Source organism: Marinicella litoralis (assembly GCF_002591915.1).
Taxonomy (GTDB): Bacteria; Pseudomonadota; Gammaproteobacteria; order Xanthomonadales; family Marinicellaceae; genus Marinicella; species Marinicella litoralis.
In genome coordinates this window covers 1,299,237-1,322,280 of record NZ_NIHB01000001.1, presented here as the reverse complement: position 1 = coordinate 1,322,280, position 23,044 = coordinate 1,299,237, and the positions used below count along the sequence as shown (strand labels likewise).

Annotated in this window: 21 protein-coding genes and 1 pseudogene; 9 read left to right on the top strand and 13 right to left on the bottom strand. The window is 43.2% G+C overall.

Annotated elements, in window-relative coordinates; genetic code table 11:
- Window positions 1-159 precede the first annotated feature (159 nt).
- Both CCS90_RS05830 and CCS90_RS05825 read left to right on the top strand, forming a co-directional pair.
- Entirely contained in the window at window positions 160-597 is a 438-nt protein-coding gene (locus CCS90_RS05830) for a PA2169 family four-helix-bundle protein (RefSeq protein WP_099018763.1), read from the top strand.
- A gap of 113 nt (window positions 598-710) precedes the next feature.
- Window positions 711-1,169 carry a hypothetical protein gene (locus CCS90_RS05825; RefSeq protein WP_099018535.1) on the top strand — a complete coding sequence of 153 codons (459 nt, stop codon included), beginning with the start codon at window positions 711-713 and terminating at the stop codon, window positions 1,167-1,169.
- Between the two features lie 55 nt (window positions 1,170-1,224).
- On the opposite strand, the gene CCS90_RS05820 is transcribed toward CCS90_RS05825, so the two are convergent.
- Window positions 1,225-1,731 carry a GFA family protein gene (locus tag CCS90_RS05820; protein WP_099018534.1) on the bottom strand — a complete coding sequence of 169 codons (507 nt, stop codon included), beginning with the start codon at window positions 1,729-1,731 and terminating at the stop codon, window positions 1,225-1,227.
- A gap of 342 nt (window positions 1,732-2,073) precedes the next feature.
- Between CCS90_RS05820 and CCS90_RS05815 the strand changes: the two genes are divergently transcribed.
- Window positions 2,074-5,349: a WD40/YVTN/BNR-like repeat-containing protein gene (locus tag CCS90_RS05815; protein WP_099018533.1), complete on the top strand. Its 3,276-nt coding sequence runs from the start codon at window positions 2,074-2,076 to the stop codon at window positions 5,347-5,349.
- Window positions 5,350-5,569: 220 nt separating this feature from the next.
- Here CCS90_RS05815 and CCS90_RS05810 read toward each other — a convergent pair whose 3' ends face one another.
- Window positions 5,570-6,064: a hypothetical protein gene (locus CCS90_RS05810; RefSeq protein ID WP_099018532.1), complete on the bottom strand. Its 495-nt coding sequence runs from the start codon at window positions 6,062-6,064 to the stop codon at window positions 5,570-5,572.
- Between the two features lie 443 nt (window positions 6,065-6,507).
- Between CCS90_RS05810 and CCS90_RS05805 the strand changes: the two genes are divergently transcribed.
- The 5 genes from CCS90_RS05805 to CCS90_RS05785 all read left to right on the top strand — a co-directional run bounded on the left by CCS90_RS05805 (window position 6,508) and on the right by CCS90_RS05785 (window position 13,325).
- A complete protein-coding gene (locus tag CCS90_RS05805) occupies window positions 6,508-8,433 on the top strand; it encodes an integrin alpha (RefSeq protein ID WP_099018531.1) in 1,926 nt (641 codons plus the stop codon).
- A 351-nt stretch (window positions 8,434-8,784) separates the two neighbouring features.
- A complete protein-coding gene (locus tag CCS90_RS05800) occupies window positions 8,785-10,506 on the top strand; it encodes a DUF885 family protein (RefSeq protein ID WP_099018530.1) in 1,722 nt (573 codons plus the stop codon).
- A 3-nt stretch (window positions 10,507-10,509) separates the two neighbouring features.
- On the top strand, window positions 10,510-11,553 hold the full coding sequence (locus CCS90_RS05795; RefSeq protein ID WP_099018529.1) for an aldo/keto reductase: 1,044 nt from the start codon (window positions 10,510-10,512) through the stop codon (window positions 11,551-11,553).
- Window positions 11,554-11,557: 4 nt separating this feature from the next.
- The gene (locus tag CCS90_RS05790; RefSeq protein ID WP_099018528.1) at window positions 11,558-12,958 is read left to right on the top strand and encodes a Na+/H+ antiporter NhaC family protein; all 1,401 of its coding nucleotides are present in this window, start codon (window positions 11,558-11,560) and stop codon (window positions 12,956-12,958) included.
- Window positions 12,948-13,325, top strand: coding sequence for a TIGR04076 family protein (locus CCS90_RS05785; protein ID WP_099018527.1), 378 nt, complete (start codon window positions 12,948-12,950; stop codon window positions 13,323-13,325). The genes CCS90_RS05790 and CCS90_RS05785 overlap by 11 nt, the downstream gene beginning before the upstream one ends.
- Before the next feature lie 86 nt (window positions 13,326-13,411).
- On the opposite strand, the gene CCS90_RS05780 is transcribed toward CCS90_RS05785, so the two are convergent.
- The 11 genes and pseudogenes from CCS90_RS05780 to CCS90_RS05730 form a co-directional block, all read right to left on the bottom strand.
- Complete coding sequence (locus CCS90_RS05780; protein ID WP_099018526.1) at window positions 13,412-14,530, bottom strand: SMP-30/gluconolactonase/LRE family protein; 1,119 nt, start codon at window positions 14,528-14,530, stop codon at window positions 13,412-13,414.
- 537 nt (window positions 14,531-15,067) lie between these two features.
- Window positions 15,068-16,192 (bottom strand): tetratricopeptide repeat protein, encoded by a 1,125-nt coding sequence (locus CCS90_RS05775; protein WP_099018525.1) that lies wholly within the window; start codon window positions 16,190-16,192, stop codon window positions 15,068-15,070.
- A gap of 197 nt (window positions 16,193-16,389) precedes the next feature.
- Window positions 16,390-16,491, bottom strand: a pseudogene (locus CCS90_RS15205) (IS3 family transposase); the annotation flags it as partial.
- 12 nt (window positions 16,492-16,503) lie between these two features.
- Entirely contained in the window at window positions 16,504-17,190 is a 687-nt protein-coding gene (locus CCS90_RS05765) for an IS3 family transposase (protein WP_133566491.1), read from the bottom strand.
- Window positions 17,187-17,498, bottom strand: coding sequence for a transposase (locus CCS90_RS05760; protein ID WP_099018522.1), 312 nt, complete (start codon window positions 17,496-17,498; stop codon window positions 17,187-17,189). Before CCS90_RS05760 ends, CCS90_RS05765 begins: the two co-directional genes overlap by 4 nt.
- A 114-nt stretch (window positions 17,499-17,612) precedes the next feature.
- Window positions 17,613-18,716 (bottom strand): alpha/beta hydrolase family protein, encoded by a 1,104-nt coding sequence (locus CCS90_RS05755; RefSeq protein ID WP_099018521.1) that lies wholly within the window; start codon window positions 18,714-18,716, stop codon window positions 17,613-17,615.
- Window positions 18,717-19,076: 360 nt separating this feature from the next.
- Window positions 19,077-20,399: a serine hydrolase domain-containing protein gene (locus tag CCS90_RS05750; protein ID WP_099018520.1), complete on the bottom strand. Its 1,323-nt coding sequence runs from the start codon at window positions 20,397-20,399 to the stop codon at window positions 19,077-19,079.
- Between the two features lie 157 nt (window positions 20,400-20,556).
- On the bottom strand, window positions 20,557-20,781 hold the full coding sequence (locus tag CCS90_RS05745; protein WP_099018519.1) for a tautomerase family protein: 225 nt from the start codon (window positions 20,779-20,781) through the stop codon (window positions 20,557-20,559).
- 43 nt (window positions 20,782-20,824) lie between these two features.
- Entirely contained in the window at window positions 20,825-21,454 is a 630-nt protein-coding gene (locus CCS90_RS05740; protein ID WP_099018518.1) for a DsbA family oxidoreductase, read from the bottom strand.
- Window positions 21,451-21,834, bottom strand: a complete 384-nt coding sequence (locus tag CCS90_RS05735; RefSeq protein ID WP_099018517.1) for a nuclear transport factor 2 family protein — start codon at window positions 21,832-21,834, stop codon at window positions 21,451-21,453. Before CCS90_RS05735 ends, CCS90_RS05740 begins: the two co-directional genes overlap by 4 nt.
- A 3-nt stretch (window positions 21,835-21,837) precedes the next feature.
- Window positions 21,838-22,446 (bottom strand): glutathione S-transferase family protein, encoded by a 609-nt coding sequence (locus CCS90_RS05730; protein WP_099018516.1) that lies wholly within the window; start codon window positions 22,444-22,446, stop codon window positions 21,838-21,840.
- A 198-nt stretch (window positions 22,447-22,644) separates the two neighbouring features.
- Between CCS90_RS05730 and CCS90_RS15100 the strand changes: the two genes are divergently transcribed.
- On the top strand, window positions 22,645-23,016 hold the full coding sequence (locus CCS90_RS15100; RefSeq protein WP_246027017.1) for a LysR family transcriptional regulator: 372 nt from the start codon (window positions 22,645-22,647) through the stop codon (window positions 23,014-23,016).
- The last annotated feature ends 28 nt before the right edge of the window (window positions 23,017-23,044 follow it).

Below are 23,044 nucleotides of genomic sequence, written 5' to 3'. Positions count from 1 at the left end.
AATTAAATTATAGAAAAGAGTACTTTTAACGTGCTCTTTTTTTATATCACATTTTGTTCATTTCTTTTCTACATTTATTTCACCGCCTGTCATTATGATTTATAGAGCCTGTTGTTTCAGGCAAGACCCTATTAAACTTTAATTAACATGGAGCCAATAATGAACAACCAAAAAAACATTGAAATATTAAACGACGTAACTGCAAAATTAATCGACAGCTGCAAAGGATATCAAATGTGTGCTGAGGTTTCAGAAGATAATTTACTGTTAAAAAATCAATTTTTACAACGTCACAATGACCGAAAAATCATAGTCAATGAATTTCAAAATAAAATAAAATCATTGGGTGGTGAAGTGGAAGATACTGGTACGATGGGCGGTTCATTGCACCGAGGATTTACCAAGTTCATCAGTGTATTTAAAGATGACTCGGCAGCGGCAATTGATGCACTTGATACCGGCGAAGAACACTTGGCCAATTACATTGCTGATAAAATCAAAGAAGAAGAAATAAGCACAGATGCCGCTTTATTATTAAACAGAGCCCATGCTTCTGCAGTCTCCGGTGAACGATTTGCAGACTTGCTAGATGGTTGATTGATTGAACAATAAATCACAAGTTTAATAACCAGATGTGTATTCATCTGGTTTTTTTATGTCTAAATTTACAATTTTGGTTTATCATTTAATACCCTTTAACGCAGTGTGAAATGAAAAAAAATATTGTGTCGCCATCCATTCAAATTGGTTTGATCACAGCCTTGATCACATTGCTCCTTATTGCCTTATTAACTGACTATTCTTATGCCAATAATGACGCCTTAATCAAACATGTTTTTGATGAGATTTATCTTTTGAATTACATGCTAATTATGGCAACTTCTGCTCTGGTTTTGACACTGCTGGCATTTGTATTGACGGCTCAATTGGATGGGTCAAAAACCAACATTCCTTTGGTTCAACGCGCCAAAAGAGTGCTGTTTGTTGGACTTTTTATATTAATTGTATTGAGCTTATTGTACTTTTCAATGCATCAACCAATCAATATACTAGAAACTTGGGTCAAAACCATTTACTGGACCCAGTCCGTATTTTTAAGCAGTTTGATTGGTGGTTTGGCGGTATTGATTTACATTTTAACTTTATCCAATGATCAAGCCAAAAAGTAAGCCCCATTAAATAATTCTGATACCTTTCATACTTCAAACTGCCCCTACTGGCTCACTATTTAGCCAGTGATTTAGACTTTTCCAGCAGTTGCTTTCGAATCAATTGATTCTCAGCGCTCCAAGTCGTTGCATAATTGTAAAACTCCTGAACGACCAATGTATCTGGCGGTAACAATACCCAGGACTGTTTGCTTTCAGTAAATATATGAACATCAGGTGGTAATAAATCAGGGTTATCCAAGCTGCCAACCCGAATAAAGCTGATCAATTTATCGATCCCACCCATAAAGTAATGACTCCAAAGGGCCACGTGACACTCAGCACATCGTGCAATGGTTTGTCCCTTGCCACTTGGCGAAGGGGTGACAATTTTATCAACCACCCCACTCAACAATTTGACCTGGCTGGTTTCATACAGGGCATTGATCGCAAATGCAGAGCCTGTCTGCCGTTGGCAATAGCGACAATGACAACAATGAACTATCAATGGTGCTGTATTCAATTGATACCGCACCTTGCCACATGCACATCCCCCCTCGCAACCATCGACTGTACTGTTCATCGCTTTCTCCTATTAATGATTTGTAACTTTAAAATTTTGATGTGCCTACTGAATTCAATGGGCGAAAATATCATTCTATCACCATTATTTTATTGGATATGACCAAAATTTATACGACTCTTCTGAATTCCCAAAGGACTATAGATAAGGAAAACATCTTGTGGCTTGTACACTTTAATCAACCCAAAACCTGACGCATTACATTGCGGTAGGCTGAAGTCAACAATCCAATAATTGCTTTGAACAACACCCTTCCATTGCATTTCCATGGCCCTGTTTATGCTTGCTATTTGTGTTTAGATTAATTAAGTTATATTCACAACCAACTAACGAGATTTTATTATGTTGAAAAATCGCTTTGCCTTTGCTCTTTTAATCACCCTCCTTTTTTTACCCGCATCCCATGTTTTGGCAAAAACGATCAACCATGAAGCCATAAGCAAAGCGGTTTCTGGCCTTCACATGCGCAGCATTGGTCCAGCATTGATGGGCGGACGCATTGCTGACATAGCGGTGAGTCATACCGATAAAAGCACTTGGTACGTGGCTGTTGGATCAGGTGGCCTGTGGAAAACCACCAACCGAGGCACCACTTGGCATCCCATCTTTGACAGCCAAAAATCATATTCCATTGGCACCGTCACCATTGATCCCAACAACGCAGAAGTCATTTGGCTGGGCACTGGGGAAAATGTCAGTGGTCGCCATGTGGCTTGGGGCGATGGTGTTTATAAAAGTAAGGATGGTGGTAAAACTTGGCAGCACATGGGGCTTGAGACCTCTGAACACATTGGAAAAATTTTAATCGATCCACGCAACAGCGATGTGGTGTTGGTGGCAGCTGAAGGTCCACTGTGGTCTTCAGGCGGTGAACGTGGCTTGTTCAAATCCACCGATGGTGGCACCACCTGGCAAGGGGTGCTCGTCATTGATAAAAACACCGGTGTGACTGACATTGAATTTGACCCATCCAACCCGGACGTCATCTACGCCGCCGCTTACCAAAGACAAAGAAAAACCTGGTCATTTTTAGCCGGCGGTCCCAACTCAGGCATTTACAAATCCACCAACAATGGAGACACATGGCACCCAGTCAAAACCGGCCTGCCCAAAGGCGATGTGGGTAAAATTGGACTGGCTGTGACGCCGGCCAATCCTGACATCGTGTATGCCACCATTGAGGCCACTGATCAGGAAAAAGGCTTTTATCGATCACTGAACAAAGGAGAAAGTTGGGAGAAACGAAACAGTTACATCTCTGGAGGCACCGGTCCACATTACTACCAAGAGATTGAAGCCTCAGCACAAAATCCCGAGCTGATTTATCAAATGGATGTGTTCTATCACGTCTCACGCGATGGCGGTAAAACCTTTGATTATCTGGGAACAGGTCGTGAAAAGCACAGTGATAACCACGCCCTTTGGATTGACCCCGATGATGGGAAACATCTGATTTCTGGCACCGACGGGGGCTTGTATGAAAGTTATGATGAGGGCACCACTTGGCGGCATTTCCCCAATATGCCGATTGCCCAATTCTACAAAATCAGTCTGGATAACGCCGAACCATTCTATAACATCGTTGGCGGCACCCAAGATTTAGGCACCTTAATTGGCCCTTCCAGAACCCTGAATACCGAAGGTGTGCGTAACCAAGATTGGTATGTGGCGCTGGGTGCCGATGGCTCTGATGCTGTTTTTGATCCACAAGATGCCAACATGGCTTATGTAGAAATCCAACAAGGCACCTTACACCGGCTGGATCGACGCACCGATGAAGTCATCAACATTCAGCCCCAACCGGAACCCAATGACCCACCTGAACGCTGGAATTGGGACAGTCCCATTCAAGTCAGTCCACACAACCACAAACGCCTTTATTTTGCTTCACAACGGGTCTGGCAGAGTGATGACCAAGGCCATTCATGGCAACCCATCAGTGGGGACTTAACCACCAACACCAATCGATATGAACTGACAACCATGGACCAACGTGTGTGGTCTGTCGATGACCTTTATGACAATGGCGCCATGTCAAAATATGCCACCATTTCTGCTTTGTCAGAATCGCCCAAGATCGAAGGCTTGTTGTATACCGGTTCCGATGATGGACTGATTCATGTCAGTCCGGATGGTGGTGAAAACTGGCGACAAAGTACCCTGCCCAAAGTGCCAGCCCGCGCCTTTATCAACGACGTTGAAGCATCCAGTCACGCTGCCGACACGGTGTTTGCAGTGGCAGACGCGCATAAATTGGGTGATTACCAACCCTACTTGTTTATCAGTAAAAATCAGGGCCGCAGCTGGCAATCCATAGCCGGTGACTTACCCAAAGACACCCTTGTGTGGGTGATCAAACAAGACCCTGTGGATGAGAACTTGTTGTTCATTGGCACTGAATTTGGCATTTACTTTTCACCCAATCAAGGCACCCATTGGATCAAGTTAAGCGCCGGCGTACCCACCATTGCCTTTCGTGATTTAGAATTGCACCCAAGAGCAGCCGATTTGGTTGGCGCCACCTTTGGTCGTGGTATTTATGTGCTGGATGATTATTCTCCGCTGAGGCACATCAGCAGCGCCCTCAGCGCCAAAACCAACACCCTTTTTCCGGTCAGGGATGCCTGGTGGTATGTCCCCAGTGTACCCATGCAAGCCAAAGGTATGCCGGGTCAGGGAACCACCAGTTTCGCGTCAGAAAACCCACCTTTTGGCGCCGTATTTACCTACTACCTGCACGATGTGCCAAAAACGGCCAAACAACACCGCGAGGATGCTGAAAAAGCCCTCACAGAAAAACAAGCCAACATCCCCTTTCCTGGCTGGGATCAATTGTTACAAGAAAGCAACCAAGCCGAGCCTCAGGTGTTGTTGTTGGTCAACCATGAAAACGGCCAGCCTGTGCGTTGGATCAAAGGCTCAGCCAAGGCAGGCTTACACCGCGCCAGTTGGGATTTGAAATTACCGGCACCCGATCCCATCAGTTTAACCCAACCCGCCTTCAAACCACCCTGGGCTGGCGATCCAGAAGGACCCATGGCTGCACCTGGTAACTACCGTGTCGCGCTGTATGTGGCACACAACGGCACGCTGCAAGCTCAAGGCACGACGCAAGCGTTCAAAGTGAAACCAGTGGCCAACTCAACCCCCGTTGCTGATTTTCAGACCGCCACGGCCTTTCAAGCCAAAACCAGTGAACTGTCGCGCCAAATCTCAAGTGCGGGCAGAAAATTGAGCGAAGCGGGTGAACGGTTAAAACACCTGCAAGCAGCGCTGTTAGAAACCCCCAAAGCCACCCCAAAAATGTTTGCTGATTTGAACCAATTGCAACAAGACCTGGCTGCCTTACAAAGCCGACTATACGGCGATGCTGTACGCCAAAGTTTGGATGAAAGTGCCCCGCCATCCATCAGATCAAGGGTTGGTCTGGTTGAGTATGGACATTGGCGCACCACACAACCACCGACCCAAACCCAACAGCGAAACATTGAAATCGCCACATCAGATTTCAGTCAATTTCGCACAGATTTGCAGGCTTATTTCAAAAATTTAGCCAACTATGAAGCCGCGTTGACAGCAGCCGGCGCACCCTATACCACAGGGCGGGATTTTGAGTGATTGGTGAGGTACTGATTGGATGAATCCAATATAAGCATGATGACTTAAAACGACTGTTGTTATTAGGCAGGATTGACCCCCTGCCTTAAGGGACCTACTGTAGGCTGGAGAGGGGTGTGTTATCAGGCCATCAATTTATAGTTGACATTGAATTTGGCGCACCTTGTTACACAAGCTAAGGATACAGACCTTATTGAACTTAGTTAATATTTAGCATGATTCACTTTGAAATTGGGAAGTGAATGTTGAAACCAAACTCAAAGACCTTTTCATTGTTGACTTTGCAAATGGTATGACTTTCAAGCAGCGCTTCATCTTTGCTTCGAGTGTTTAAAATAATATATTGGGGGTTATAAAAGTGACCGCTTGCTTCTTTTAAATCAAATGAATATGAACCTGAATCAGCGTCTTTAATAGTGACTTCACTGGGGTTACCCATGCTGCCCGAATAGGATTGTTGATAAGTACATTCAATGGTAGTGCCATTTTTATTGTCACTGTAATCAAATTCAAAGCCATACCAAGTACATGGTTTTGACTCACCATTCCATTTGCATTTGCTTTGACCTGTGACGTAGATGTCTTTGCTGTTATGGCAAATCCAACCAAATGTCTGATTATCTGTACAAGCCGAACCCGATTTAAAATTTTCTATTTCAAACGCAGAAATGCCATGGCTAGAAAGTAAAAATACACCGCATAGAAATAATCGCATAACAAATCCTGTAATGAAAAATTGATAATTATAACGGAACGATTGTCTATTAGCAGCTGACTTAATTTTACAAAAGGGTTTGACCTCATTATTGTAGAAATGATAGTTTGTTTGGGTTGTAGACTTCAGTCTACCTATGTGAATCAATCACAGCTTTTGATGACCATACAGGTCTCCGCTAAACAAGAAGTGGTTGAGCTTTCTTTCAGTGAGTAAAACAGTGTTGATGAGCTGGGTATTTACTATGTGGTTAAATTTATGACGTAAAGGATCCTGAGTTTCTCCAGTAAACCCCTTAATCCTTAAGTCTGTCAATGATTCGATGTCTAATTAATTTCCTGGATTAATTACACTATTGGTTCATATATGTTCTTGATTTGTACTGGTAAGTTTGACATAATTTATTGGTAAACTTACGGTCTTATCGACTCAGGAGTGTGATTATGCGAGCCAGAATTTCAGCGATTGTTTTTGGATGCGTGTTAGCAAATACTTCAATCCTCGCTCAAGAATTAATTGTTCTTGAACAGTTAACGTCCTCTGAAGGCGGGTCGATAGAAACCACCAATGAAATTTACTCGATGGGTGGTATTGGGGATTTCAACGGTGACAACATTGCCGATTTCGCACTCGGTGGCCGAATTTCCTGTGCAGAGGTTTCAATTTTTTACGGCAGTGCTGCTTTGTTGACTGTGCCTCTCAGCGTGTCGGACCTTGATGGCAACAATGGTCGACGAATACAAGCCACCCCGAATCATTCCACTCCACAACAATGTGCTGACGGACCTTTCGGCCAAGATATTTCGGCAATTGGCGATTTTGATTTAGATGGCTTTGACGACTTCTCTAGCGGCACAAACTTCCTGTTTCTGGGCAATACAAACACAGACCCCATTTCAGACCCTCTCACTTGTAACCTACCAGGAAATGTCTCACCTCCATGCGCCGAGCATTTTCAAATATACGATTGGCTGGTCGGCGCCTCAATCGGTGACTTCAATCATGACGGTTTCGGGGACTTGTTGGTCGCGGACCCTTGGTTTGGGAATGGGTTTGAAGGCAGGGCATCAGTGGTATTCGGCCCTCCCAACAGCACCGATGATTGGTCATCCGGGTTCGCTCTGAGCCAAATTGATGGCATGAATGGACTACACCTCAATGGCAATGCGGATGATAATCTGGGTATTCAGATGTCGACTGCAGGCGATCTTAACAATGATGATTTTGATGATATTATCGTGGTCAATCCACGAAGTGGGGATGGTGCGACGCCTGGTCAGGCTGCCGTATTACTGGGTAACAATATCGGCTTTGCAAACCTCAATGTATCGGCGCTGAATGGCACCGTTGCCGGATTCACCATTGTTGGAGCGACCAGTGATGAAGGCATAAACACTGCGTCCGGTGGCGGAGATATGAATGGCGATGGAATTTCTGATGTCAGCGTAGCACGCCGACTAGACAACCAGCTCAATGGTGTTGTCGATGTGATTTTTGGCCGCCAGAACGGGTTTTCTGCCAATGTTGATGTGACTACTTTGAACGGCTCGGATGGATTTTCAATCACTGGAGGCAATGTTGTGGCGTTGGGTGAGGACTTGGCTATGGTAGGAGATATCAATGGAGACGGTTTGGCGGATTTGGCCTTTGGCTCTTTCCCGGGACTCGCTCAGGAACAAGCAGGCGTTTACGTTGTTTTCGGCAGTAACAGCGGCTTTACGGCTACCAAGGATGTGGCTGATTTAGATGGCAGCGATGGGTTTCTCATTCAATCTACTCGAGTTGACAGCTTATATAACATCGTAGCCAAGGCCGGTGATATCAACAACGATGGTGTCGACGACCTGTTGTTGGGAGAGAATAACAGCGCAGGTGATAAGCCTTGGGTGGTTTTCGGCAATGCTGCACCCAAAGCAACAGTCAGTATGCTTGAATTACCCGCATCCAATCTTGGTGGGCCACAACCGCAAGGTCAATCAGTCAATGAGCTGTTTGGCTCAGTTTATGACGATGTGGATGCCTTTGCCGGAGTGGCTGTACGTGGTGCAGCAGCAGACAGTGGAACCTGGCAGGCCCAAATTGGCGGCGGTAGCTGGCAGGATGTGGCCTCATCCAGTGACCTGAACGCATTGGTTTTGCAACCTGACGATCTGCTGCGATTTTTACCAGATCCTGACAGTGTTGCTGGTGACACAGGCACCTTGTCAGTTCGATTGTGGGATGGCCGTTGGCGTGATGCAGGCGCGGCTGTAGATATCAGCTCTGCCATCAACGCCCTGGGTGGCTTTGCCAATGACGACAATCTAATCACCCTTCAGGTCACAATCGTCGATATCATCTTTAAAGATGGCTTTGAAAACCAGTTTTGAACAGCTTAGTTTATGCAAGGAACTAAAAGGGAGCTTTTGATTAAAGGGTATTGAGGTTCCCCCTTTAAGCTTTCAAAAAAACTATATATACCTCAAATTAAGACAGAAACAGCCAATTGGCAAGCCACAGATTCACAATTCATTCAAAACACATTATCAATTGACCTGAGAGATAGATCGCAAAATTAAATGCCACTGCCTTTTATGAACGCGCCACTGAAATTAATCCCTTGGATGCATTTCAATTAATGGATGTGGATTTTACTCAGCCGCAGTTGTAAGATTGATATCAAAATAAATACTTATGGACCTCCTTAAGCCACTCTAAAAATAATAGAAATTCTGTCAAAAATGAAAGCCTTAAAAAAAATACTCTTTGCACTGCTCTTTTTTCTGAACACCACAACGTGGTCGCATGGCCTTGATGAGACATACATCACTGAATGGAAGAAGTTCTATCCATCAAAATCACTGTCAAGAGGAATTCATGCTTCCATATTTCAATTTGAAAATTTTTCCAAAAACAACATTGAAAAATGGCTCAGCTTTAATGAACAAGTGTTATTAGACCTTTCAAAAAAAGACGTTGATATTGATGCCATTGATGCACGATTATTGCGTGTTCAAGTGCTATCAGAAATAGATCAATGGAAAAAGTTGTCATTGCACAAAAGTTCTCTGCTGATGTACACAAGACTTATTGCCGGTGCCATCGATCCAATATTAAAAGCAGATTATTTAATTACACCTGAAAAAATCAATTTGATTTGTCAACGGCTTCAGCAAGTAACAGCACTCAGTCAAGCTGCAAAAAACAACCTCACAATGGTTGCCGAAGATGATTTATCCAGAGGTATCGAAAGTCTCAATGCGACTTTGGCGTTTTACAAAAATGACTTGAGTCAATCTCTTCAAGCAGAATTCTCAACAAATAGTTGTCAAGGCTTCGACTCAAAACTACAAAGTAGCATAAAAAACTTGGATGGGTTACATTCATTTGCCAAAGATACACTCAGCACAAATACCTCAAAACCAAACAAAATCATTGGTTACGATGAGTATGCCAGAAGGTTAAGATTATACACAGACAGCGACTTGACTCCTGAAGCACTTGCTCAAATGGCATTGGAAGAAATAGAAATTGTCAGGGCGTTGATGGGCGACGTTGCAAAATCGTATTTAAATGCGACCTACCCTGATGAAACCATTCCAGATAATTACCACGAGCTGACTGCAAAAGCACTTGCTGATATGGAAAAGGATGCGCCTTTGAACGCTGAAGACTATCTTCAATTCTGGAATCAACTCTCGGAAGCGGCTGTTCAATTCATCAAAAAAAATGAAATAGCCACATTACCCAAAAACAACACCTTACGCATCATCACGGCTCCAGAAAGTGCAGGTCCTGCAGCCAGAATTGGATGGGTAGCCAGTGCGCCACCTTTTGACCCCAATCCAATCACCACTTTGAATTTACCTTCCATTCCTGAAACGCTTCCAAAGCAAGAGCAGCTGGATTTTTGGGCATCATTCAATAAACCATTCAATCGCATGATCGTCATCCACGAATTATTTCCGGGTCATTACATGCAGCTTAAAATAAGCAGGGAAACTGCACACCCAATACGCTTGTTATTCCCTTATGGCATCTACACCGAAGGTTGGGCGACATTCACCGAAAAAGTTCTGCTTGATGCTGGCTGGGAAAAAGAGAATCACTTGACCTATTTGGCACATTTACGCAAACGCCTTGAAAATGCAAACCGGGCATATACCTCAGTTCAAGTTCATTGCAATGGATGGAGTCAAGATCAGGTCATGAAATTTTCAACCGAGACCTCATTACTGGCACCACAATTTGCCAAAAGCCTGTGGGGAAGAATCATGAGTTCGCCCATGCAATTAACATCCTACTTTTTAGGAGGAAGCCAATTCACAACATTATTACAGGCTGAAAAAGAGCGCCTTGGAAGTCAATTCAATCTAAAGCTTTTCATGGATACGATTATGAAAGCTGGCCCTATTCCCATTGATGAATTTTACAAAATCTTTGCTTTAACTACACCCAATTAAACCATGAAACGCATCGAAATAAGACCAGGATACTCCATTTCACAAGTCATTAAGGGTGGTTGGCACCTTGCTGGAGGCCATGGAAAAATTGACGAAACCAAGGCCCTTGAAGATATGCGCGAATTCGTCAAGGCTGGGATCACCACATTTGATTGTGCAGATATTTATACTGGAGTAGAGGAACTCATTGGCAAGTTCAGACATAAGTATCAAGACGAATTTCGAGCAGGCGATTTACCGCCTATTCAAATTCACACGAAATATGTTCCTGACTATGCTGCCTTGGCAACCTTAAAAAAAGAAGACACCGAAAAAATCATCAATCGATCACTCAAACGACTTAAGGTTGAACAATTGGATCTGGTACAGTTTGCCTGGTGGGATTATCAATTTCCAGGGTATATAGATACAGCGTTACATTTGTCTGAGCTACAGAAAAGTGGAAAAATAAGGTATATTGGTATCACCAATTTTGATACACAAAGAATTCAAGAACTGATTGATGCAGGCGTAAAAATCACCACCAATCAAGTGCAGTACTCACTGCTAGATAGACGCGTTGAAAGTGACATGACTGCTTTGGCTGAAAAATATAACATACCGTATTTATGCTATGGCTCTGTTGCTGGCGGGTTTCTGAGTGACCGTTATTTAGGGGCACCAGACCCAACACAACCTCATGAAAATCGCTCCTTAACAAAATACAGGCTGATAATTGATGAATTTGGCGGTTACGACTTATTTCAAGAGTTGCTTCAAACACTGAGAATCATAGCGGACAAATACCATGTTGATATTGCAGAAATTGCTTGCCAATATATACTGCAAAAACCAATGGTTGCAGCTGCCATTGTTGGCGCCCGAAACAGCAAACACCTAAACAGTCTAAAAAAACTGGATGGCTTCTCTTTGGATGACAACGACCTAAAAGCCATTGCCAATATAACAAGTCAAAGTAAAGGGCCTCACGGACCTTTTTACGAATTGGAGCGCGACAAAACTGGCAAGCATGGCGCCATCATGAAATACAACCTAAACGAAACATAAACACATGAAATTAGACCTGCAAGATGACAATACAATAGCGCTTAAATTTTATGGCGGATTATTAGGCGCACTGATTCCTTTTATCGTTTTTATTATTGGCGTTGTTGCTATCGCATTATCAGGTGCTCCAGACGAAAAGGGATTTTGGCCTGTGCTGATATTAGCCATGAGTTTAGGGCTCATCCTGGCCAAAGACCGAACGGCTTTCTCAGAAGTTTTTATTGCTGGCATGTCACAAAAAATAGTCATGATTATGATTATGGCCTGGATGTTGGCTTCCATTATTGGAATCCTGATGACGCTTACTGGTTTTGTTGAAGCACTTATTTGGATTTCTAACCAACTCAGTCTTAATGGCGTTGGCTTTGTGGTGGCAACTTTCATTATTTGTTGTATCGTATCTTTATCTACAGGATCCAGCTTTGCAACCATACTCATTTGTAGCCCATTACTCTATCCAACCGGTGGCGTGTTAGGCGCTCATTTACCATCGCTTGCGGGGGCAATCATTGGAGGCGCAGCCTTTGGCGATTTTATAGCACCTATTTCAGACACCACCATTGCCAGTGCACTCAGCCAAAAAGCAAAAATTGGAGCAACCGTAAAAAGCCGAATTAAATACGTGGTACCTGCTGCAATGCTCGCATTGGTTGGCTATACAATAACCGCAACATGGCTCAATGTGGAGTCAAGTACCAATCAAGTGATGTTAACGGGCAAACCTGCAGGTTTAATTATGCTAACCGTTCCTGCACTTATCATATTCCTGTTTTTAAAAGGCAAGCACCTATTACATGGCTTACTCTTTGGATTAATATTCGGCACAATTGTCGGCTTGGGCTCCGGACTATTGAGTTTTGAGCAAGTGATTTCATTAGACCTCGAAAATTATGTGGCCAAAAGCTTTATCATTGATGGCATCAATCGTGCTGTTGGCTTAAGTATATTTACCCTATTACTCATGGGGCTTGTTGCCACCTTAAAGGCAAGTGGCCTTATGACGAATTTGGTGGATTTTGCGGCCTTACATGCAAAGACAAAAAAGCAAGCCGAAAGTTGGATTGCGGGTGTGATGAGTACCGCTGTACTTTTAACCACGCACAGCATTGTAGCCATACTCATGGTTGCGGATTTTTCAAACAAGACCGGAGAAAAATTGGGCGTTCCTAAAATAAGGCGAGCCAATTTGCTGAGCTTAATGGCTTGTGTATTTCCTTTTATTTTACCCTATTTTATTCCTGTGATATTAATGTCAAATATGACCGCTACCGGCAAAGAATTCGGCATACCGCAAGTAGGCCCATTGGAAGTGGGATTGTATAATTTTATGTCATGGGGCTTATTAGTGATGGCTCTGATGACCCTATTCTTCAGATTTGGAAAAAATAGTAACAATGACAAATAAAACCAATGAAAAAAATAAGACTCTACGTGAAGATCAATTTGAATTGTATGACCTCGAGGTTGTGGTAGAACAAATTAACGGCAATTGCACCTGTGATATGACTGTTGGAGATGCCTTTTATTTACAAGGAGGGAAAATTTCACTGCCTAACAATAACAATTTTTGTCTTTATGCCTTGCAATCTACCATCCCTTTACTGCCAATGAAACAAAGACAAAACAACCCTGCTGATTGGATAGAAACTGATTCCCATGTCACTTGTCCAGATCCTGAATGTGGTCTTATTATGAAAATCAAGCGAAGCAAATCACGTGTTTTAAATCATGATGATGTCAGCCCAATTCAATGGAAAAAGAATCCAGAGTGACCCATTGGTTTAAGGGACCTTGAGTAACAGGGGACTGAGGCCTTAACTTTAAATTGATTGTCCGTTTGCATGAATCACTGTGGTTTTTATCGGTGCAAACGAACCAATGCTTGGCCCAGACCCGTCACATAAACCGGTCCATCATCGGGTGACAGCATCATGCCGGTGATGAATCCAGGACCCGGTTCCCACAATGTGGGGGTGAGCAGGTCCAACCATGACACACCTGCCTCCATACGGGCATCAATCATTTCAGCCAAGCCCCTGCTTTCATTTGTCTTGATTTCGAACACCGTCTCAGCGACCAGGGTATCCAGATTGAAAACGGTGATCTCATTCCTGACCGGTGAAGCTACCCAAAGCCTGTTGTGGCGATCCAGTTCAATGTTGTCGGGGCCATTGACCTCCAGCAGCACTGTTTGGTTTGACACCTTTCCAGCTGCCACATCCAGGTTAAACCGCAACACCCGGCTTTTCAAAGTTTCGGCCAGGTACAAATATCCCGCTTTTTCATCCAAGGCCAAACCATTGGCGAAGTTCAATCCATCAACCAATTTAATGGCTGCTGTCAAGTGCCCTGTCGCTGTTCTTGGTAAGTAGAACAGTGCACCGTCCGGAATGGCAACCCCCACCGCTCGAAACAGTTCTTGTTGTCCGTGTTCGGCTCGGTTCTGGGTGGATTGCGTGAACCAGATACCATCTTGGCGATCTGCCCGGGCCATGTTGACACCGTAGTTGTGTTGATAAATTTTCGTCGTGACCTCAGAAGCAACATCAACCCGATAGATACCACCCCGGTAAACATCACTGACCAGGATGTGCTTTCCCGAAGGATCGAGTGTTACCCCATTAGCGCCACCCGCCAACTGCAGTGGCTTGTGCACATATCCAGCCGCTGCAAAAGCACCAAAAGGTCGGCTGGTGCCATCGATTTGCACCAACCGCAAGCCAGCGACTTGGTCAGCGACCACCAAGCGACCATCAGACAACACCACCCCGTCTTCGGGTCTGTTCAGTGATTGGTCGGCTGGAAAGATCATATCTGGACTGAATGACCATTCTGGTATTTCTGGGGCTGAACGTTTTGTGGTGGCACAACCGGCCAACAGAACAACCCCAACCAACAGCATAATCCAACTTAAGTTGTGCTTAATCAATTTATTTGTGACACCTTGCAATTCGAAACAATTATTTTTAACTGACACCGCTCCCCTCCCCGTTATTTAATCAACCACGATGTTACCACAAGTGGTTTCTTCTCCAGCCACATGGATCTCTTTTGATTTCTTAATCAGTGACTGTCCTTGATTAGTTTAATTACTCATGGTACACCTCATGGGACATTATAGTCCCTTAGTTGAGTGTCCGTTTTATCGGGTATACCTCAGTCTGTCCTTGTTATTTTATCTGTCCTTGTTATTTTATTTTATTGAATTTGATAAAAACAATTTACAACTAAAGTACGCAACTTTTTCAAATTTCATCCAACAAGCGGGGCTGGACTGGCTTGACAACTAAAGTGCAGAATTTTTTGTCCATTATTCCTGTAAATTGACAATAATAGAATATTATTTTTACGTAAAGCTATGAAATCTTCACACCTATTTTGAAACTCTGGATGCCATCCTGACAAGCAATTCAACACTTTTTCCATTTGGGTGATACTTTGGAAAGGAAACCATTCCAGCTCTTTTGATAGAGCAACGCATATTTTGAATATATCATCCTCTTCTCGGTTCTTTTTACTCTGGTTCGACTTCGGGCTCAGACATAAACTTCATACAACCACTTTGAGGTACTCCATAATCTCGTAAATCAAAAAGGCTATAGGCCGCCAAAGGATTATTCATTTCCTGTGCCATAGAATAAACTTCTTCTGCATCCTTGGCATTACCGCTACACAACAAATAATCACCCAATACCAGCATGGCATCGGTGTCACCCAATTCAGCCAGCTGTACGATAACATTCAGGTATTTTTGAACATCTTTCAACTCATTTTGATACAGTCTCTCCAAATGGCTCAAAGCTTCAGTGTGGTTGGCTTTGGCAGCTTGTTCAAAATACTTGGCAGAATCTGTAAATTGAGCATACTTATAAGCTTCATAGCCCAGCAAAAACTGCGACTCTGGATCTTCTTGCGCTGCTTTTTTAATCCAATTGGCCCTGATATCATGCCATCGATTGACCGCATCAACGAAATACTGTGCCCTGTTGTGACCCAGTTTCAAGGCCTTGAGCAAATGGGCATAGGTCGCTTCTTCTTTAACGGCGAAAATGGGTTTTCTGGTGGGCCTCATCATGACCGGAATTTTGGGTGGTTCCAGGCTTTCTACTCCTAGCAGGAACAAAGCTTCAAGGTGGTCTGGGTAGGTTTTCAAATAAATTGCCAATCTGTCATTGTAATGGGCTTGTTTCTTTGCCTGAAAGTCATTCCATGGTACTTTGGGCCATTTATCATCAATTTTGTCGATGATTAATTCATTGAGGTAATACAGTTTGGCTGCCAGTAAATTAGCCTCAGCATGCTGGTCTTCAGCCAAGTCGATGAAGGTGTTTTTGTGTTGCTGAAGTTTCAGCTTCTCATTGATTGAGTATAAGTCGTTGAATTGATCAACATTAAACACATCGATCTCATACTTGCCTTGGTAAAAAATTTCATCCAACCTGTCAGGTGACACAACAGCAAACAAATCAGCAGCCAACCTGACAAACCGATCTTCAATGGATGAGCTTTCATTTATCATGCATGTTTTCAATACTTGCTCATAAAATTCGTTATTGAATGCCTCTTTACATTCGTCAGTTTCTGCACTGACTTGACTCAATAAGGCAATGAATATAAAACTCAAGGTCATGGTTTTCATATCAGTTCTTTATCAATCCTTTTTGGGAGATCTGTGTTTTTGTGTGAACCAATTATAAGATAATTGTCAATGGGATGGGGCAGTGTGGCCTGATTTTTGTTGGGAATGAGGTTGCTACAGTTTAACGGACAGCATAATTAATGGGCAGATGCCCGTTCAAATTCATCAGGGCTTACATAACCTAGATATGAATGCCTTCACTGTCGATTGTAAAACACTTCTATGTATTGAAACAGGCTTTGTTTGGCTTGTGCTTTAGTTCGATAATCTTCATGGTCAACCAGCTCATTTTTCAATGTACCAAAGAAGCTTTAAGCCACTGCATTGTCATGGCATTCACCTTTTCTACTCATGCTCGAAAGTAATTTATTTTCACTCAGCAATTTCTGGTAATCTCCTGATGCATAAGTACTGCCTTGATCAGAATGCACTATGGCATCTCTAACACCGTTTCTTCGCCATGTGGCCATCATCAGCGTATCGATGACCAATTTAGTGTCATTGCGGTCTGACATCGACCAGCCAATTACTTGCCTTGAGTACAGATCGATCATTACGGCAAGATAAAGCCACCCCTGACGTGTTCTAATGAATGTCGTGTCAGATACCCATGCTTGGTTTTTGGCAACCGTCTGAAAGTTCCTTTTTAGGCGATCAGGGGATGGGGCTTTGGTGTTTCTGGAATTTGTAGTGATAACAAATTTCTTGGCTACTTTTGACTGGATTCGTGCAGTTTTCATCAACCGAGCTACACGTTGCCGACTAACGTGTTCTCCATCATCAATTAAGTCTTTTTGTATGCGCGGTGAGCCATAAATGCTATGACTGGCTTTGTGGAAGCATCGTATCTTAGTCAGCAGTCTTTGGTTGTCTGTTTCACGTTGACTGATAGGCCTGTCAAACCAATCATAATAGCCGCTGGTCGAAACTCCCATTACATGGCAAAGTGTTTTAATTTTATGGTTCTTGCTTTCTGCTCGAATGAACGTGTACTTCACTTGAGCTCTTTGGCAAAGTACACTGCGGCCTTTTTTAAGATTTCAACCTCCTCACGCAATCGTTTATTTTCCTCGCGTAACTTGGATGTTTCAGATTGATTTTCTTTAAGTGGCCTACCTTTTTTTCCTGATAAAGCTTCATCACCTTTAGCTTCTAATTGTTCTTTCCACTTGTAGAGCTGATTAAGTCTGATACCCAACTGTGTGGCTATTTCTGATGATGGTCGATCTGATTCATCCATCAATCTAACTGCTTCGAGTTTAAACTCGCGTGTGTATGTTTTATAAGGTTTTCTTTTACTTGTCATTTGGATACTCCTGGTAGACTATTGTCTACTAATAAATGTATCCGTCAAACTATGGCAGGTTCACTCTGACCCCATTGATTATGACCTCATTGATTACAATGAAAAGGCTTATTTTTAGGGCATATAACAAAACTCTTTGGAGCATGCCCAATCTACCATCACTTCATAAAAGCCTTCAACCTGAGGATATTTTCTGTATTCCTTCTGCTGCGACTCAAGAAAACCACCTGTTTTACTTAGCCTGAGGGCATGGTCTGCGTTTTCGAAAACTTTAACAGTTAAATCAGACCCCAAAGTTCTTTCATAAAGTGCTTTTGTTTTTCTCCAGTCGACATTTTTGTCCTTGTCACCAAAGATGGCTAAAACTGGAATTGAAAAAGAATCAAGCATACTTTCAAAGTCCTTAATCACAACAGTCAAACCAACCTCTTTATCAAAAACGCTTCCACTTGAGACCCATTTTTTTTGATTTTCATAGTATAGTTTCTTATCATCTTCATATTCTTTGCTGCCGGCTTCATGATCAATATATGTCTTTCCTGATATTTTTTGAACAATCTTATCCTGCCTATAAGCCTTACTGGCTTTCAAATAATCATCATAAGTCGCACCACTTGAAAACAACCAATTTCCATTGGCTAAAGATTTAACTACAGTATCAACCTCTGAGGATGAGTAGCCCGCTATTTCGAGGCTTGAGCGAATGAGATAATCCCAGTTTTCATAGGGATCGGTGCCACTGATCGAAATCCAGAATTTGATATTTGATCCTTCTTGGTTGATGACAAGAGGAGCTATCCAGCCCGCTCGACTCCCCCCATACAAACCAATCTGGTCAGATCCAGGCTCATTCGTCTCTCTGAGAACTTTAATAGCCGCTGATATCTCATCGGCACTGCTTTCAACTGGTTGATTGATATTAAACTCCCCTTCACTTTCTCCACAACCAGGTTTATCCCACACCACAACTGAAATCCCTCTGGATGTAAACTCAGATCTGAATTTTTTAAACTGATTACCTGCAACGACATCAGTCGGACCATAGCTGTGAGTTATTATAATAATGGATTGCGCTTTTCCACCTGATGGGCGGCTGATTATACCGTTGAGTTTTTCATTTTTTTCACTGTTAAATGAAAACTCTTCAGTAACAAAATGACTGAAATTCTTTGAATCAACAGATAAAGAAAAAAGCAGGAGTGTAAAAAATAATTTCATTTCAGTGTTTCCTCATGTTGTGTCAGTAAATGATTAAAACTCATTGGATAAACCCTAAAGAAATTTCAGCTTTAAGAAATAAATACAATTGAATTCAATACATATAACTACTTTCATGCATGGAAGTTACAAAACAGTGCTATTTTTCTTTATTTTGGCCACTTGCTACCATAAAACCAGCGAATATAATAAAGGGGTCAGCAATAAAGGGTACAACATAAAGGGTACTGACCCCTTAAGTTATGTTTGCAACGAATATTAACAGAAAACGTTTGAACTCAGGCGTGGCTTGGTTATGCCTTTATTTCAGGAGTCTGTACCTCTCTAGCTTTTTCTTAATTTAAAGGGGTCTGCTTGGATTCAACCTGGTGGTTTTTGTCCGAGATAAGGACCTTCGAGTGCTGGGAATTCATCTTTAATAAAAGCTGGCAAGATCCTTTCTGCCGTTAACTGCAAGGTTGAGGGGTGCCTTTCATGGGAAGTAACCACAACCATAAGGTCAAGCTTTTCAATCAGAATGATAAACTGGCCGCCACCGCCTTGTGCCGATGCGCTAAGATAGCTTTTATCGCCAACTTTCATATCTGCAGTCCACCACAAATAACCATATCCCTGATTAGAGATATCTTTGCCGCCGCCGTAGACTTTGTAATCTCCAGTGGTGATGATCCTGTTGGTTGATTTGGTGATAAAAGCTTCTGGAATCAGTTGTTCGCCATCCCATTTGCCTTTGTTTATGGCCAATGTACCCAATTTGACCATAGCGCGCGATGTTAGGCTCGATTTCCATCCTGCAGCTGGCAGACCACTAGGTCCAGGCAACCAGCGATAAGTCGTTATGCCCATTTTACCCAAGAGTTCATTTTTGATGAAATCTTCGGCGCTGCCTGGCACAACGGCGTCAATGACCTGCATCACCAATTCTGTACTGTAGGCTCCATATGAAAAGGAATTCAGATTTTCTGAGGTAATTGGTTCGCTTTGCCCAAGAATGGTTAGAACCAGGCGTTGACCTTTTACCTGGTCAGGATTTTTTTCGAATTCTTCTCTCTGTTCTTCACTGATGCGAATACCAGTGCGCCTAGTCAATGCGTTATGCAGGGTGATCTTTTCTGCACCGGCAACAAGTTTTGTTGGATCCAGCTCCTTAAGAAAGCTGACCACAGGTTTGTCCAGGTCGGCCATGGTAAGATAACCCAGTTGGATTGCACGGCCCAGCGCTAGACCAGTGTAGGTTTTCGTCGCTGATGCTTGCGGATGGGTTAAGTTGGCACGACCCCATGAATAATAGGATTCAAATACAAGCTTGCCTTTATGGGTAATTAACAAGCTGTCGATTTCATCGTGCTGGCCGTCGGCGATCTCCTGAGCGAGCTTGACAATCATGTCTTTATCGCCGCCATCGACGCCTAATTTGCCAATGACAAGCCCGTCATTTCTGTCCGTTAGCGCTGTATCTATAAAGGCTTTTTCGAGTTTCGGAACATCCCAAAATTTAAGATCGTCATCATCGACCGGCCACTCTGTTGCGGTATATTTCAAATTGGGATTTTTCCAGAACCCATGCTGGACTTGGTCAGCTGTAGCCTCCGTTGCAGGGTTATTACTTTGTTGAGCAAAACTGCTGAGGCTGCTCAGTAACGCAATCGCGACAATAGGTTTATGATTTATATTTAATATCATAGGTATTTCCATTGTTTGGTTAAATATAAGCACTGTTTACAACTGTGCTGATGTCTTTTTTGGTTTACATTTTAGGTCTGAAGTTCTCTATAACACTCGTGCTCATCCAATAAATATTTGCTTTCCCTTCTTCTTGGACTGTGACTAAAAAGGGGGTTTAACTTTTTCCTGCTGGCGTTGTTGACGCCTGTCTGCGCAGCTCAGTGACTTGGTCAAAGCCAATACCCCAATTATCAGTGTTCACTTCGTCGATAACCACAAAGGTGGTTTGGGGGCTTTTATTGAGCACATCGACCACTAATTCTGTGGCTCCTTTGATCAGGGCTTGCTTTTGTTCATTGGTAACACCTTCATCAGTTACTTTAATATTGATATAGGGCATGGTTGGTTCCTTAATGGTAATGGTGATTTAATTAGTATGGCTATTACTCTATAGATCGTAAAACCTGTTCGAAATAGTTAACCGAATTTGATCCAGAAATCAGTGTGCCTTCATTAACAATAAAGGCAGGAATACTCTGTAATGCTAACTCCTGCACACGCTGTTTTTTAAGCAGTAACTGTTTATCAACAGCACCCGAATACAGCACTTGTTTTGCCTTCGAACTATCAAGACCAAGTTGCTCAACAAGATCTAAAAGAATCAACGGGTTACCGATATCCAAGCCGTGTTTGAAATTCGTGTCTATCAACAGTTCATTCAGTTCTTGCTGGCGATTATAGCTTTCAGCCCAGTGCATTAATTGATGCGCCTTGGCACTGTTGTAGTAATGGGTGCGCTTGGTGAAATCGATAGTTACACCAGCCGCAGAGGCCACCGCTGTAAGATTTTCTTGGTAGTTGAGTAACTGACTCTGATCCCACTGATGCCGACGCTCAAAAAAGCGATCGATTGCCTCGCCTGTTTCACTCAAATCTGGGTTGAGTTCATAGGGTAAGAAATGAAAGTCAGCTGTGATATTTAACCGTTGAAGTGCATTTATCATATGGCTATAGCCTAGCGGGCACCAAGAACAAACGATGTCGTGAATCATTTCGATCTTGAGCGTTTTCATGGTTGCTTCTCTTGTAAATCAGTGTACATTTTTGTGACGATTTTCCAGTGTCCATCTTCTTTGAGCAGGCCTAAAAAGTCGATGTAATGATGTTCAAATAATGGACACTCCAGTTTCACCATGGCCTGGTTTTTGATGACCTCTATCGATAACAACTTGAAATCATAAGACCTCCCCTGCTGTGAAGGGACTGGGCGACTGGCAACCGCCGACAGCCATTGTTCGAGGCTCCGACGAGAGCCTGGTGCCTTTAAGAATACATCGGGGTGAAATATAGTGCGTAGTTTTGCTACATCACCATGGTGCAGGCCGTCAAAATAAGCCTGCACTATGTCGTTAACTAACTCGAATTCATTGACAGAAGTCATGCGTTTACTCATACCTCAAGCGGCTGACTTTGATTGTTCGGCTGCAAGAGAACGCTGAAAACTGGGCATGTCCAGTACTGCTTCTAACATTCGTGATGTGTTGCTACCGTGCGTAATCGTGAGCGGGTATTTTGCACCCCAGCGAGAATAGACTGTGAGCATGATATCGGCAGCTGAAGCTCGCTCACCGCCAAGAAAGACTTGTCCTGCCAGCTGTTTATCAACAACCTGCCACAAGGCATTAATCGCTTTGGCCGCGGCATTAAGCGCCGTTTGTTTGGCGTGCGCATCAGTAATGTGCTGGTCGATAAAAAACAAGCGGCCATAGGCGGGATGCATTGTGGCATTGGCAAATAAAATATCTTGGACGGCTTGTGTGCGGCTGGCGCCACCAGTGGGCATCATGGGGCTTTCATGTTTATTAAACAGGTGCAGTAAAATGGCGGCGCCTTCTCGTAAAGTACTGTCACCATCAATAAGTACTGGGACGCTACCGACTGGGTTGATGTCAGTGAAATTACTCAGTTGTTGTATGTCGACAAGCTCTACAGGCTGATCCAGCTCACGCAAGACCACTTGTGTTGCTAGCGAACAGGAGCCTGGTAGGTTGTAAAGTGTGTACATGTTTTTCTCCTAGGGTTTCATAGTGTTTAGTAAATAGACGCTGCTGCTGTTCTTACTGGCAGCGATGGGGTGTACTTTATATCCTTTTATTGTCTACATATATAGCTATAATAAAAACTAACTGTTCTATTATTGGAAACATTATGATTATCTCACCCACCCATCACTCAGCGTGTTTTTCCGACAAAGGCGTCATTGATGGATAAGCTGCGAGCGATTCGCTTGTTTGTCAGGCTGGCAGACCTGGGAAGCTTTACCCGAGTGGCCAAGCAAATCAATGCATTCAAATCCATGGTAAGTAAAGAGATCAGCCGTCTTGAGGACGAACTGGGCGCGGCGCGCTTACTGCATCGCTCAACTCGCAATGTCCAGCTGACTCATGTTGGCGAAGGTTATTTACAACGGGCCAGGGAGATATTGGCAAAGCTTGATGATGCTGACAATTTTGTAGAAAGTATCCAGCAGCACCCTCGTGGCAAACTAAAGATCAGCGCACCCATGGCGCTTGGTATTACTCACCTATCATCATTCTTTGCAGATTTCATGCAGGTTTATCCCGCTCGACATTGAATTGGATATTCACCTCAGTTTTGAAAGT

Coding starts and splice junctions, on each gene's coding strand:
- CCS90_RS05750 (WP_099018520.1), bottom strand. CDS start 20,399: ATGATATTAAATATAAATCATAAACCTATTGTCGCGATTGCGTTACTG.
- CCS90_RS05785 (WP_099018527.1), top strand. CDS start 12,948: ATGACAAATAAAACCAATGAAAAAAATAAGACTCTACGTGAAGATCAA.
- CCS90_RS05805 (WP_099018531.1), top strand. CDS start 6,508: ATGCGAGCCAGAATTTCAGCGATTGTTTTTGGATGCGTGTTAGCAAAT.
- CCS90_RS15100 (WP_246027017.1), top strand. CDS start 22,645: ATGGATAAGCTGCGAGCGATTCGCTTGTTTGTCAGGCTGGCAGACCTG.
- CCS90_RS05790 (WP_099018528.1), top strand. CDS start 11,558: ATGAAATTAGACCTGCAAGATGACAATACAATAGCGCTTAAATTTTAT.
- CCS90_RS05755 (WP_099018521.1), bottom strand. CDS start 18,716: ATGAAATTATTTTTTACACTCCTGCTTTTTTCTTTATCTGTTGATTCA.
- CCS90_RS05820 (WP_099018534.1), bottom strand. CDS start 1,731: ATGAACAGTACAGTCGATGGTTGCGAGGGGGGATGTGCATGTGGCAAG.
- CCS90_RS05740 (WP_099018518.1), bottom strand. CDS start 21,454: ATGAAAACGCTCAAGATCGAAATGATTCACGACATCGTTTGTTCTTGG.
- CCS90_RS05795 (WP_099018529.1), top strand. CDS start 10,510: ATGAAACGCATCGAAATAAGACCAGGATACTCCATTTCACAAGTCATT.
- CCS90_RS05815 (WP_099018533.1), top strand. CDS start 2,074: ATGTTGAAAAATCGCTTTGCCTTTGCTCTTTTAATCACCCTCCTTTTT.
- CCS90_RS05825 (WP_099018535.1), top strand. CDS start 711: ATGAAAAAAAATATTGTGTCGCCATCCATTCAAATTGGTTTGATCACA.
- CCS90_RS05760 (WP_099018522.1), bottom strand. CDS start 17,498: ATGACAAGTAAAAGAAAACCTTATAAAACATACACACGCGAGTTTAAA.
- CCS90_RS05730 (WP_099018516.1), bottom strand. CDS start 22,446: ATGTACACACTTTACAACCTACCAGGCTCCTGTTCGCTAGCAACACAA.
- CCS90_RS05745 (WP_099018519.1), bottom strand. CDS start 20,781: ATGCCCTATATCAATATTAAAGTAACTGATGAAGGTGTTACCAATGAA.
- CCS90_RS05775 (WP_099018525.1), bottom strand. CDS start 16,192: ATGAAAACCATGACCTTGAGTTTTATATTCATTGCCTTATTGAGTCAA.
- CCS90_RS05830 (WP_099018763.1), top strand. CDS start 160: ATGAACAACCAAAAAAACATTGAAATATTAAACGACGTAACTGCAAAA.
- CCS90_RS05810 (WP_099018532.1), bottom strand. CDS start 6,064: ATGCGATTATTTCTATGCGGTGTATTTTTACTTTCTAGCCATGGCATT.
- CCS90_RS05800 (WP_099018530.1), top strand. CDS start 8,785: ATGAAAGCCTTAAAAAAAATACTCTTTGCACTGCTCTTTTTTCTGAAC.
- CCS90_RS05735 (WP_099018517.1), bottom strand. CDS start 21,834: ATGAGTAAACGCATGACTTCTGTCAATGAATTCGAGTTAGTTAACGAC.